General features: G+C 44.2%; 12 protein-coding genes and 1 other annotated feature. Of the genes, 2 read left to right on the top strand and 10 right to left on the bottom strand.

Annotated features, from left to right (window positions below):
• Positions 1 to 103: 103 nt before the first annotated feature.
• The 8 genes from JOE49_RS14710 to JOE49_RS14680 all read right to left on the bottom strand — a co-directional run bounded on the left by JOE49_RS14710 (position 104) and on the right by JOE49_RS14680 (position 8,092).
• A complete protein-coding gene (locus JOE49_RS14710; RefSeq protein WP_348635860.1) occupies positions 104 to 1,369 on the bottom strand; it encodes a Rossmann-fold NAD(P)-binding domain-containing protein in 1,266 nt (421 codons plus the stop codon).
• Positions 1,288 to 1,599: an NAD-dependent epimerase/dehydratase family protein gene (locus JOE49_RS26800; protein ID WP_348635859.1), complete on the bottom strand. Its 312-nt coding sequence runs from the start codon at positions 1,597 to 1,599 to the stop codon at positions 1,288 to 1,290. The genes JOE49_RS14710 and JOE49_RS26800 overlap by 82 nt, the downstream gene beginning before the upstream one ends.
• A 237-nt stretch (positions 1,600 to 1,836) precedes the next feature.
• A complete protein-coding gene (locus JOE49_RS14705) occupies positions 1,837 to 2,181 on the bottom strand; it encodes a DUF3024 domain-containing protein (protein ID WP_233903857.1) in 345 nt (114 codons plus the stop codon).
• Positions 2,182 to 2,416: 235 nt separating this feature from the next.
• Positions 2,417 to 3,388 (bottom strand): glycoside hydrolase family 43 protein, encoded by a 972-nt coding sequence (locus tag JOE49_RS14700; RefSeq protein WP_209941663.1) that lies wholly within the window; start codon positions 3,386 to 3,388, stop codon positions 2,417 to 2,419.
• A gap of 40 nt (positions 3,389 to 3,428) precedes the next feature.
• Positions 3,429 to 4,814, bottom strand: a complete 1,386-nt coding sequence (locus tag JOE49_RS14695; RefSeq protein WP_209943626.1) for an arabinan endo-1,5-alpha-L-arabinosidase — start codon at positions 4,812 to 4,814, stop codon at positions 3,429 to 3,431.
• Positions 4,815 to 4,894: 80 nt separating this feature from the next.
• The gene (locus JOE49_RS14690) at positions 4,895 to 5,737 is read right to left on the bottom strand and encodes a carbohydrate ABC transporter permease (RefSeq protein WP_023988072.1); all 843 of its coding nucleotides are present in this window, start codon (positions 5,735 to 5,737) and stop codon (positions 4,895 to 4,897) included.
• A gap of 27 nt (positions 5,738 to 5,764) precedes the next feature.
• A complete protein-coding gene (locus JOE49_RS14685; protein WP_023988071.1) occupies positions 5,765 to 6,655 on the bottom strand; it encodes a carbohydrate ABC transporter permease in 891 nt (296 codons plus the stop codon).
• Between the two features lie 93 nt (positions 6,656 to 6,748).
• Positions 6,749 to 8,092 carry an ABC transporter substrate-binding protein gene (locus tag JOE49_RS14680; protein WP_023988070.1) on the bottom strand — a complete coding sequence of 448 codons (1,344 nt, stop codon included), beginning with the start codon at positions 8,090 to 8,092 and terminating at the stop codon, positions 6,749 to 6,751.
• A gap of 510 nt (positions 8,093 to 8,602) precedes the next feature.
• On the opposite strand from JOE49_RS14680, the gene JOE49_RS14675 reads away from it, so the two are divergent.
• Complete coding sequence (locus JOE49_RS14675; RefSeq protein WP_023988069.1) at positions 8,603 to 9,532, top strand: ArsR/SmtB family transcription factor; 930 nt, start codon at positions 8,603 to 8,605, stop codon at positions 9,530 to 9,532.
• A 58-nt stretch (positions 9,533 to 9,590) separates the two neighbouring features.
• On the opposite strand, the gene JOE49_RS14670 is transcribed toward JOE49_RS14675, so the two are convergent.
• Positions 9,591 to 10,301, bottom strand: coding sequence for a DUF1361 domain-containing protein (locus JOE49_RS14670; RefSeq protein ID WP_209941661.1), 711 nt, complete (start codon positions 10,299 to 10,301; stop codon positions 9,591 to 9,593).
• A gap of 95 nt (positions 10,302 to 10,396) precedes the next feature.
• Positions 10,397 to 11,005, bottom strand: coding sequence for a DUF1349 domain-containing protein (locus JOE49_RS14665; protein WP_069080857.1), 609 nt, complete (start codon positions 11,003 to 11,005; stop codon positions 10,397 to 10,399).
• Positions 11,006 to 11,194: 189 nt separating this feature from the next.
• Positions 11,195 to 11,433, top strand: a binding site (T-box leader).
• A 43-nt stretch (positions 11,434 to 11,476) separates the two neighbouring features.
• Between JOE49_RS14665 and JOE49_RS14660 the strand changes: the two genes are divergently transcribed.
• A complete protein-coding gene (locus tag JOE49_RS14660) occupies positions 11,477 to 12,661 on the top strand; it encodes an aminotransferase class I/II-fold pyridoxal phosphate-dependent enzyme (protein ID WP_209941659.1) in 1,185 nt (394 codons plus the stop codon).
• The last annotated feature ends 33 nt before the right edge of the window (positions 12,662 to 12,694 follow it).

Below are 12,694 nucleotides of genomic sequence, written 5' to 3'. Positions count from 1 at the left end.
TCGGATTCGGTATGCACAGGAGACTTTGGATAGGACATTTGGATAAAACCTTGTATATATTACACTTTACCATACATTTGTAGCTTCCATCTCGTGGAAAATATTAAACATTTGTATCAATCAACCGCTTGACATACTTGCCAAACGCATACATAACCCCCAAATGTACTTTGGCCTGTGTATATTTATAAATAAACCAAGGCAGCGATGGCACATAATCATGAATGGCTACGACACAAATATTTGTACCGGGAATTTGCAGGAACTCAAGCCTGCCGCGATGGTCTTCCTTTACAGTGGCAAAAGTACCTCCTGTGATTCGATAGAGTGCAAACTCAGAGGTGCTCTGCGCACGGTCATAAATCATTTCTAACAACGGCTTTCGACTACCCAAGAGATACAACTGATAGGTATCCGGGCCTCCTGTCTCGACACGCACCCAAGGTTTTGCAAAGACCGGAAGCCAGGCCAAATAGCGTTCCCCGGCCCATGTTGCATCCTTACCAGGCGGGAGTTTGATCCGTTGCACCGAGCGTACATCAGATTTTAATGATCGAATTACTGACTTTAACGGCTTTTTGGACTTGCTATGGGAATTCTTCTTATGCCGATATTCTTCTTCCTGCTCGAGTGAGGTTCGAGCTGCTTTGTCAAAGGAAATCTTCCCATCGCTGATGCCTTGAACCTTATGTTTCCGTTGCGCCACCATCGGATGAGCCAAGCTTTCAATCAGCGGATAAGCCATCTCTTTGGGGGCTCCAGTCACTAGGGTAACCCAAAGGCGGGACAGTTTGATCGTCAGCAACGGCACATTAAAAAAGCGACGCTTTTTATCCATTATTTCCGCTGTTCTTTGCATCATTTCTCTATATGTCATAACCTCCGGCCCGCCTACGTCTATAATTTGTTCATCAAGAGTACGGTTGCCGATGCTCCGATCCAGCGCATTCAAAATATCCTCCAATGCAATCGGGTGGGTCTTGGTTCGGGTCCAACGAGGCAGAATCATGACTGGTAATCTGCAAACGAGCTTGACCAAAATTGGAAACGATGAACCCTGTGGGCCGACGATCAAGCCTGCACGAATTGTGGTTACAGGTACTCCAAAAGACTTCAATACACGCTCAACCTCCAGACGGCTGCGTAAATGTCGGGATAGTTCATCCTCACTTGTATGCTCGGGAAGGATACCGCTCAAGTATACAATCTGCTTCACCCCGTTATTACGCGCTGCCCGGGCAAAATGCTCTGCCAAAATCACATCCATATCCTCAAATGTTCCTTGTGTCAGCTTCGCCGAGGGCAGCATGGAATGAATGAGATATACGGTATAATCCGCTCCATGTAATCCTTGATTTGCATCCTCCATGGAAAAAAATTACACGAGCGCCATTCCACGTGCTCTGTATTTTTACGCTGATCTCCACTGCGGGATAAGGCAATGACATCTGCATGCTCAGTCAGCCTCTGCAGCAGATTATGCCCGATATAACCACTGGCGCCTGTCAGTGCAATTCGGGATCTGCCTTTTGGATACAATGCTTCACACTCCCGCTCTACTTGTCTTATCTCAGGTTCCGGTCGATGCTGCTCATTCACTACACACCGCTCCCCACTCGTTATCACGCTCTGTGTTTCACATACCCTGATTTACAGTACCCGTAACAAGCCCCATGACAAGACATGGAAACGTAAACTAGACAGTGCCACCCCAGACAAAACAAATGACCGTAACTTCCATATAAGGAGTTACGGTCAGCCTGTTTACTCCCATATATAGTTTAACGGGACGACTCCCACTACCTCCATCTTCCGAACTTATCATTCTGCACTTCGTTAACCTGTCCAAAAAATACCTGCAGGATCTATTTCTACCTGTTCGAGCTGTTCTTCAAAGCACGGATTAGGTGCAATCTCTTTTACGCGCTGCCAGCTTTCAGCCTCTTGCCGGGCATATACATGCCAATGATTTTCCTCCCAGCGAAATTGGACAATGTCCGTGCGATCCCACGACTCAGTTTCATTAGAAGGCCTTTCCTCCGTCAAGATCAAACAGTTATCCTCTATTTGATAAATGAGCCGCACGTCAGAACGCACGTAGCCTGGCACCTTTAGCGCAATATAGCCATTCAGCAGGTATTCAACCTTTTTAACGGTAAACGGATCAATCCGCTCGTTCACGAGATTTCCACCCCTTGATCAATTCGTAAATATTACGATTTAAATATAGCAGAAATCGAAGTTTTTGAAAAGAGTCCTCCTTGCCGTCCCAAAAGCAAAAAGATATCCTCCAGCCTGAAGGCTCAGAAGATATCTTATTACTCTTGTTATACGCAGCCAAGTCATAATTCCCTATGATTTCTAGAAAGTTACAGTGCCACTGTGTAACACGTCAACCATCTATAATAGATTTCGCTTATTTATCAACAGAAACGCCATCTGGTATTGGAATACCAAAATCAGGTGTTCCATCTTCCTTCCAGTTGAACGGCTGAACACGTGTATGACGATTCGGATCATACAGCGGGTCTCCAGTAATTTCCTTGTAGTTTCGGGCGTGATATACGATTACATCGCTACCGTCAGCAGCAACCGTAAAACTGTTATGACCTGGCCCGAATTGTCCTGTTTCCTCATTGGTGCAGAATACCGGCTCAGGTGATTTCGTCCATGATTTCGGATCAAGTAAATCCGCATTCTCATCTGCTGTCAACAGGCCCATGCAATAATTGTGGTCTGTGGCGCTAGCTGAATAACTGATAAAGATCCGCCCGTTCCGTTTCAGAACCGCTGCTCCTTCATTCACCTTAAAACCGATGATTTCCCAATCATATTCAGGAGTAGAGATCATGATCTGCTCACCGCGCAGCGTCCACGGATTGCTCATTTCAGAAATATACAGATTGGAATTACCGACGATGTCCGGGTCCTTCTGAGCCCACACATAATACAGAACTCCATTATGCTGGAAGGTTGTCGCATCGAGAGCGAACGTCTCCCAACGGGTTTTGATCTGTCCTTTTTCCACCCATTCCCCTTCCAGAGGATTAGCTGAATCATTTTCCAGCACGAACATCCGGTGGTCGAACAGGCCTTCCTTCGTTTCCGTTGTACGAGCTGCTGCAAAATAAATGTACCATTTGTCGTTAATATAATGAATTTCCGGTGCCCAAATGTTCGCACTTAACGGGCCCGTTTCATATTTGTGCCATACTGCGACAGGCTCTGCTGTACTCAAGCCTTGAATAGTACTTGCTCGTCGAACCTCAATGCGGTCATACTCTGGCACAGATCCGGTGAAATAATAGTATCCGTCACTATGCTTGTAAATCCAAGGGTCTGCCCGTTGCTCAATGACCGGATTATTAAAGGGTACAGATTGATTCATGGTTTTTCTCTCCTCTATGTGTAGTATGTAGTTCATACAATTAATCGCTGATACGTTTTCCCCAGATGGAAATTCCCTTTTCATTCATACCTGTGAAAATTAGAGTATGGCGACCGAGCTCCCAGTCCCATGAAGGAAGCAATAACAGTTCTTCCTTTGTTCCTTCGGATGTATTGCTCCAATCCATTGTTAGAGTACGCTTGCCATCAAAGCTCCAGTGACCTTCAAGAGAACCACTGGTTGCCCGCCCTCCATCTTCAAGACGGAGCGGTTCAGCTTCCACCTGACCATCTACTTCCTGCCTTATCACGATGCGCTCCCAGTTGCCGGATAATAGCCTTTTGGGTATATCCTGCTCCTTTTCCCCCGCATACCGCTCCGGAGAGACGACCGGCCAGCCCTCTGCCGTCCATAATATTTTGCGTACATGCAGGTACGGCCAGCTCTTGTCCGTTTCTCCCCGCGCATGATGTACAATATAATAATCCGCACCGTCCTTCAGGACAGAATTGTGACCTGGCGCAACCCAGCCTTCTCCTTCGCTGAACCGATAACCGCCCAATACCTTGTTTCCAATCTCGTATTGAGGCAAATAGCTGGTATCTGCCATGTCATGTCCATTCATGTCCACATAAGGCCCTGTGATAGAATCTGAGCGAGCAACGCGAACATTGTAGTCCTCGAACAAAGAATCATACGAGACGAACAAGTAGTATTTACGGAACATTGGATTGTACACAATGTAAGGCCCTTCTACAGCACCGTCCTCAGTTGCCCGATCTCTGGCAGCGATATTTTTGCCATAGCCGGACTCTTTAAGCTTTCCAGTCAGGGGATCAAGCGGCGTAATGTAAATACCGCCGAAAAAAGAGCCGTATACCATCCATGGATTTCCCTCTGCATCCAGCACCGGATTGGCATCAATCGCATTCAGCTTGTCATGCTCTCTCGTTTTAACGACCAGCCCCTCATCCTTCCAAGGGCCTTCCGGGGAGCTGGATGTCTGCAATCCGATCGCAGACCGTGTGCTGCCAAAGGTAGAAGCGGAGTAATACATCCGATAGGTATCACCCATCTTGATGATGTCCGGTGCCCACAGATTGGTTGCTGATGACCACGCCTCCGCTTCCTTTGGAATGCCGGGGAGTGCATACTGAACCCAGTTCCAGTGAATCAGATCAGTCGATTTGCGTACCATAACACCAGGTCTCAATTCTCCACCTGTCTTTACATCCGTTGAGTAGACATAATAGCCTTGATTTGTTTTGATAATCGCCGGGTCATGTGCATTGTTAATGGTCCAGCGCTGTTCATCGTTAATCGTACTTTGATCATACAAGTGATCGGGAGGCGGAGCCTGCGGATACACAGGGTCCGGAGTGTTATCCCCACAGCCGGATAGACCAAGCATGAGCAGCATAACCATAACTGTTATTCTCCTCCTTCCTTTACCCATTACATATTGTGACTGCCTTACATCATTCATCCATACCCTCCAAGTGTCAATTAGCCTTTGACACCCGAAATGGCAACCGATTCAATAATTTGTTTCTGGAAGATCAAGAATATAATCAGTACAGGTAACAAGGCTATAATTGATGCTGCCATGATAAGCGGATAGTCCGTCTGAATGGCGTAAGTCGCATTAAAATTCGCGATAACCAGCTGCAGTGTCTGCGTTTCTGGTGAGTTCAAGTAAATAATCGGTGCCAAATAATCGTTCCAAATCCCCATGAACCATAAAATAAGCTGTGCTGCAACTGCTGGCTTAATGAGCGGGAACGTAATCGACGAATAGAGTCGGAAATAAGAACTTCCGTCAATTTTAGCAGCTTCGATAATGGCATCTGGTACACTAAGCAAGTACTGCCGCAGGAAAAAGATCATAACTACATTTCCGAACAAACCTGGAACAATCAGAGGCAGCAGTGTATCCACCCAGCCCAGTTTGGAAAACATCATAAACTGTGGAATCATAACCGTTGGGTATGGAATCATCATAGATGCGATGAGTGCCAAAAACAGTTTGTTTTTATGAGGGAATCTCAGCTTTGCAAATGCAAAAGCGGCCACACTGGATGTAAAGGTACCTATAACGGTAACACTTACAGCCACAATCACGCTGTTCTTGATCCCGCTTAACAAAGGTCCTGCTTCCCAAATTTCCTTATACTTGCCAAACTGGAACACCTCTGGTATCCATACTGGCGGAAGAGCAAAGACATCCTGCTTTTCTTTCACCGAAGTGGACAGCATCCAAAGCAGCGGCGCGATCATCACAATCGCTCCAATCGCTAGTACAATAAAGATAATGGTATTGGTAACTTTCGTTTTTTGACTATGGGACATAATCAGACTCACTCCTTTCCGCGAAAATCAATCCCCATCAAAGGACGATTTTTCATTCATTTTGAATTGAATCAAAGTTACGATAAAAATGAAGATGCCGAGAATCATAGCCATCGCGGAGGCATATCCCATTTGCAGGTTTTTAAATGCCTTATCCCAAATATAAAAGACGATTGAGGCGGATGAGTATTCCGGACCCCCTGTAGGTGTCATAATGTTCATTTCAGTAAAGATTTGCGAACCACCAATGATATTAGTTACGACCAGAAAGAAGGTTACTGGTTTCACCATTGGCCATGTAATATTGCGGAACATCTGGAATCCGCTAGCTCCATCTAGCTCTGCTGCTTCATAATAAGAGCGAGACACGCTTTGCAGGGCTGCCAAATATAGCAGCATCGTATAGCCGAGACCTTTCCAGACGGTCATGAGAATCAAGGCCGGTTTGACCGTATCCTTATCCATCAGCCAGTTAGGACCCTTAATACCGAATATTTCGAGGAATTGGTTCACCAAACCGTAATCTCCGTTGTATGCCCAGTTCCACATAATAGAAACGGCAGCCAACGAAGAAATAACCGGGATATAGTAAATCACACGAAATGTTGTCGTACCTGGAATCTTGCGATTCAAACCTAGTGCCAGCAATAAAGCTAGTACAAGACCGATTGGAATACCCAGCATTAAGAAAAGAGTATTGTACATCGATTTATAAAAGAGCTCATCGCTAAATAAATCTTTAAAATTGTCGAAACCAATAAAATTCATTTGTCCCAATCCGTCCCAGTCTGTAAAAGAGCCGTATAACGAATAGACAAACGGGAATAACGTAAAGATTAGCAGACCGAGAATAGGTGGAAGAATAAATAAGTATCCATATATCTTCTCTTTGCGGTAGAGATTAGATTTGGTTATCACAGGGCTCACCTCTGTTTCTAATTTGGAATGAAGATGATGTTAGCAGCATGATATTTAGCCACTAACATCATCCTTTTTTCCTCTATTTACGCATTATTTCTGTGATTTTTTCTCTTGCTCCACCGCTTTATCCAGCAGTTTCTGCATTTTCGGTTGTTCTTGCTTCAGATAATCTGCCGCCGTAATTTTGCCGTCCAGTACAGGCTGAATATCTGTGAAGAAAATATCATACCATTCTGCATTATACGTATAGTTGCCTGGTAATGAGCGTCCATAGTCATTTACGATATCAATAAATTCCTGTTTATTGTTAGGCTTGGTTTTCGTATCTTTGGACCATTCATCAGCCATGTCCAGCAGATTCGGAATTTGTACCTTGGCATCTACCAGCTGCTTCATTCCTTCTTTGGAAGTGGTCAGGTAATTAACCAGTTCTACAGCTTCATCTGGATATTTTGTTTTAGAGGAAACACCGATACCCAGGGAACCAATCCATGTTGCCGATTTTCCAGTCGATCCGGCTGGGAACGGCAGCAAATCATATTCGAATGGCAGTTTTTCAAATGTACTCATATCCCAAGGACCTACCGGGAAGAATGCCATTTCGCCCTTCATCCAACGTTGGTATGTGTCCAATGTTTGCGATTGTTCAATACCAGGTGTGATTTTATATTTGTTTTGCATGTCAGCAAAGTACTGAAGCGCTTCCGCAAATTTCGGATCATCAACCGTTACTTTGGTTTTGCTCTCATCCAGCCAATCCGCCCCATTGCTCCATACAAAGGCTTGTAATGCCCACTGAACGTTAAAGCCTGTACCGTACTGATCTGGCTTGCCGTCACCATTCGTATCTTTGGTTAACTCTTGGTTGACCTTGATGAACTCATCCCATGTATACGGTTTGTCTTTATCAGGCAAAGGCACGCCCGCTTTTTCGAACATCGTTTTGTTGTAGCCAAGTGCGAATGGACCCAAGTCCTTCGGCATACCGTAAATATCTCCTTGACCGGCCATTTTACCGTCATAGCGATATAAATCCACACCGTATTTCCAAATGTTATCTAGGTTTATATCCTTATTCTTCTCAATGTAAGGGGTGAGGTTCTTCAGTACCCCACTGTTTACATAAGCTTTCACATCTCCAGGGTTAAAATAAAAAACATCTGGAAGATTATTTCCTGTGATCGCAGCTCTAAGCTTTGTAGCATATTGGTCCGCTGCTGTCACGACCATTTTAACCTTTACGCCAGGATGTTCCGCTTCAAATTTCTTAATTACTTCCTTATAAGCCTTTTGCTCATCTGTTCCACCACGGAACATGAATGTCAGTTCCTTGCTTCCATCACTACTGGAACTTCCCCCGCCACAACCAGTCAATGCAGCCATCATTAACAACAGAACAACCATTGCTATTGCAAAACCTTTTTTCTTTATCAACGCGACCCCTCCTAAATTTAAATGAAACCGCATACATTTGGTGTTAAAATAACTTCATACCACTCGGCCTAATCTTTAACTGTGCGGTACACAACCCGTTGTTGATTGCCGCTGTGATTATCATCCCTCTCATGTACCATATAATTAACATTTTACTTTATCAATAATGAATTCGTTTACAAACAAAATATAGCATGCCCTTCCTCAGTTCGTCAATGTATTTTTCAATCTTTTTAAATAATTATAAAACATAGATTAGAGTAATATGAAAAGCAAAAATTAAATCGTATTTAAGTTAATTTTTGTCTAAAAAACTAGAAATAAAACTTAAATACGATTCATTTATGAAATAATCTCTAATTTGGAGTCTAATTCACTCCCCTCTTTATTTAGTAAAAAAAATTTACAAAAAAGCAGTTTACTTCTTTTTGATTTTATTTTAACATAAATCAAAGTAAAAAATATAAGCGCTTACATCACAATTTTTATAGATAAGGATGGTCTATAGCTATGATTTATATTAAGGACTTAATGTCAGGGTTAGATATTTTTAAAGCACTGGGGTCAGAAATCCGCATTCAAATTCTCGAGCTACTTGCTTATCAGGGCCAAAGTATGAATGACATTGCCAACAAACTTAATTTGAGCAACGGTACCATTACAATGCATATTCGAAAGTTGGAAGAATGCGGCCTTGTGGAGATCAATACCGTTAGCGGCAAGCACGGTACCCGAAAAATGTGTTATTTGAACAAGGATAAGCTGATGGTAGATTTGCGCAGCAGAGAACAAAAAAATGTGTATGAGGTTGAGATTCGCGTAGGTCATTATAGTAACTACCAAGCGTCCCCCACTTGTGGATTGGTGACCCGAGACAGCATAATCGGTGATTTTGATGATCCACGCTATTTTGCAGATCCCGGGCGGCTGGAGTCGGAAATGATCTGGATGGCCGAAGGTTTTTTGGAATACCGCATCCCCAACTATCTGAAAGCGAATCAATCCTTTAAGGAAATTCAATTCTCCGCAGAACTGGGCTCAGAAGCACCCTGCTATTGTGAGGAATATCCCTCTGACATTTGTTTTCATATTAACGGTATCCCTATTGGGCACTGGACCAGCGCCGGAGATTTTGGAGAAGTGCCGGGGGTTCTGAATCCAGATTGGTGGCCACCGCATTTGAATCAATATGGTATGCTCAAATTAATTCGCATCAATCAGCATGGCAGCTTCATTGACGGGTGCCGCATATCCGAAGTCACAATAGACGATATTAACCTTAACTATAAAAGCGACATTACACTCCGTTTATCCGTAACCGATCAATCGGAAAACAAAGGTGGGCTCACTATTTTTGGCAAAAGATTCGGGAATTTCAGTCAGGATCTGCTTGTACGCGTACTTTACGATGTACACGGGGAGGACAACACTAACTCCTGACACTCTACATGTAAAAAAAAAGGCCGAAGCCTGTATTCATTGAATACATGTCCTCGGCCTAAACATCCTGATTCTCACTTAAAGAGATATAGATCAATAAATAAAAAATGACTGCTATCCCAAACACCAGCCAGCAAAAGGACAGCAAATGAAGCCTTGGTCCTGCATGTACTCCCCATCTCCAAATATCCGCAAGGAGCACCAGTGGCTGCAATAATACATCCCAGCTATTCCAGCGAGCAAATCTGCCAATATATACGCCTATGCTGGCCAGCCACAACAACACAAAAACTACAGCCCATGCGAGTCCACCTGAACAAATCCTCCTCAGCATATGGTGGATCACCAATACACAAAGGGATATAAGAAAAAGGCCCAGCCCTGCTGCTGAAAAAGACGTAAATAAGATAAACCAAAATTGTGTGTTCAACCAAAAACGTGTATCAGGATTCACATCGTAAAAACGAAACGCATGAAGTAACTCAGTCACCAAATAAAGAGCATTCGGCAGAAAAAACAACCATACAATTGAAGAGAAAAATAAAAGAATACTTCTCACTTTTGTACTTCGCAGTCTGGATAAAGCCATCATTCCCAGAGTGATAAAGACCGGAACCCAGGCCAGGAATATATCCCAGTACAGAAATTGATACATCCTTGTTCCGCTTGTGGACTGTAAATACATAATGAGTCCGAAACAGCCCAACGTAGCTACAAGCAGCACTCCCAACAAACTGAGCAGCTTGTAGCCCTTCCTTCTTAACAGCAAGTTTCCATCTACCTCCTGCCTGAGTATACGTATATACGTCTTTTCAAGCCCTATTTTATAGCGCTTTCATACTTAGAGAGAAAGCCTTTGTCTATTTACTCCACGTTTCGTATGTCCTCGGATACATGGTTTGTTATCGTCAAGGCATCAAAGGTAACAGCACAGCCCTCCCCCACCGGGGATTGAGCAACAACTCCAACTTTTAGCTGGTTAGGAACATTCATACCAAAATATCTCGCCAGCTTCCAATGCTGACCGTCTGATGAATAATGGAATGCAAAGCAATTTCCAGCTCGTGCCACTCGTAAATACGGATTGGACACGTCCATCGCCCCAGAGATACAATCATCGGATGTATCCCGAGTGACCACACTAAGAATAGATGGAGTGCTTTCAAAATATTCAAAACACAGCTTAGCCCAGTGGGTATCATTCGCCATCATCATCAAGCATCCTGAATCATAAGGCTGCTTCATATCAACACGGACCCTCGTCCATATTGTAAAATCACCTTGAAGCGTTGTATGCAAAAAGGGTGCGGACGATTTAGTCGCTGCGCCAGACGGATCCCTAAAGAAATCTGCCTGTGAAGGGGCAGAAATTTGCAAAGACTTGGAATCATCGAATCTCCACTCAGCCGGCTCATTGATCCAGCTCCAATCCGCCGGCAAAACTTCACTGCTAAAGCGTTCAAATACGTTCATATGGATACCATTCCTCTCTGGCAATATAGTCATATAACACATTGAAATCTGGGGCACAATCCCCTTGATACCACTATATACGTTATTTTCCAGTCGTCAATGATGATGATGTGTCTTTAAAGTTTATAAAAAAAAGACTTGCCATCCTGAAATGTTGTGCTTATAATTACACCTAACTTGATACGGTAACAAATTTCAATGACGAGAACGAGTAAGCTATACAGCGGATTTGCAGAGAGTTGGGGCAGGTGAAAGCCAACATTCCGAGGGTAGCCGAACGCCATCTCTGAGAAGCGGGCTGAACCTGAAGTAAGCTCTGCCGCCTTTCCAGCGTTAACCGGAACACGTATTGATGGATACGTGAACAGAGTGTCATTTCCTATGGAATGAAACTAGGGTGGTAACACGGGTATAAACTCGTCCCTTTTACAGGGGCGGGTTTTTTTGTTTTTTAAAAAGGAGGAAATCATCATGACAAATGTATCGACAGCAGTATCAATAACCGATTTTTTGACTCCAGCTGTACGGGAAATGCCACCTTCAGGCATCCGTAAGTTTTTCGAATATAGTACAGGCAGAAAAGATATTGTATCGCTTGGTGTCGGTGAACCTGACTTTGTAACCCCTCTACATGTCAGAAAGGCCTGTATCACAGCACTGGAAAATGGTAAAACATCATACACACCGAATGCTGGACTTCCCGAGCTTCGCGAAGAGATTGCCGGGTATCTGGAGAGCAGCTTCAGCACATCCTATAACCCGACAGATGAAATCATGGTTACCATTGGCAGCAGTGAAGCACTGGATTTGGCACTACGCGCCCTGATCACCGCACACGATGAAATACTCATTCCAGCTCCATGTTATATTTCGTATTCGCCTATCACGTTTCTGAACGGAGGACATACCGTAACGGTTGAAACCTCTGCGGATCAGCAGTTCAAGCTGACAGCTGAGGCACTCCAAGCCAAGCTGACTCCACGTTCCAAAGTGCTTATTCTCTGTTATCCGAATAATCCGACGGGTGGGGTGATGACCTATGAGGATTGGCTACCGATTGCCCGCCTGGTTGAGGAGCATAATCTTGTCGTCATATCAGACGAAATTTATGCTGAACTGACCTATGGACAGAAGCATGTAAGCTTCGCTGCTCTGCCGGGCATGAAAGAGCGCACCCTGCTCATCAGCGGCTTTTCCAAAGCATTTGCGATGACTGGTTGGAGGGTCGGCTACGTGTGTGGCCCAAGGGAGTTGATTTCAGCTATGCTGAAGATTCATCAATATACCGCCATGTGCGCTCCTATTATCGGGCAAATTGCCGCTATTGAATCCCTGCGTAACGGGCTGGAAGAAAAAGATCGTATGATGGAATCTTACAATCTGCGTAGAAAATGGTTCGTTGAAGGCCTATGTCAGACAGGACTGCCATGTCACGAACCAAACGGTGCCTTCTATGCTTTTCCTTCCATTATGCACACAGGGTTAAGTTCAGAGCAGTTTGCCAAGCGGTTGCTGGAAGAAGAAGGAGTCATTACTGTACCCGGTTCCGCATTTGGCCCAGGCGGCGAGGGCTTTATCCGCTGCTCGTATGCATCATCACGAGAACAGTTGGAAATGGCTTTGGAACGCATCAGCGTATTCTTGAAACGTCTATAAATACGATTTTTCCTATCATGAAATGAACATGAG

Origin of the sequence: Paenibacillus sp. PvR133 (assembly GCF_017833155.1) — a bacterium.
In the GTDB taxonomy this organism is placed as follows: Bacteria; Bacillota; Bacilli; order Paenibacillales; family Paenibacillaceae; genus Paenibacillus; species Paenibacillus polymyxa_B.
This window is presented reverse-complemented; position numbering and strand designations above follow the sequence as displayed.

Bases quoted from the DNA above. Each gene is read 5' to 3' on its own strand.
- JOE49_RS14695 (WP_209943626.1), bottom strand. From the start codon at position 4,814: ATGGTTATGCTGCTCATGCTTGGTCTATCCGGCTGTGGGGATAACACT.
- JOE49_RS14700 (WP_209941663.1), bottom strand. From the start codon at position 3,388: ATGAATCAATCTGTACCCTTTAATAATCCGGTCATTGAGCAACGGGCA.
- JOE49_RS14675 (WP_023988069.1), top strand. From the start codon at position 8,603: ATGATTTATATTAAGGACTTAATGTCAGGGTTAGATATTTTTAAAGCA.
- JOE49_RS14660 (WP_209941659.1), top strand. From the start codon at position 11,477: ATGACAAATGTATCGACAGCAGTATCAATAACCGATTTTTTGACTCCA.
- JOE49_RS14690 (WP_023988072.1), bottom strand. From the start codon at position 5,737: ATGTCCCATAGTCAAAAAACGAAAGTTACCAATACCATTATCTTTATT.
- JOE49_RS14665 (WP_069080857.1), bottom strand. From the start codon at position 11,005: ATGAACGTATTTGAACGCTTTAGCAGTGAAGTTTTGCCGGCGGATTGG.
- JOE49_RS14710 (WP_348635860.1), bottom strand. From the start codon at position 1,369: ATGGAGGATGCAAATCAAGGATTACATGGAGCGGATTATACCGTATAT.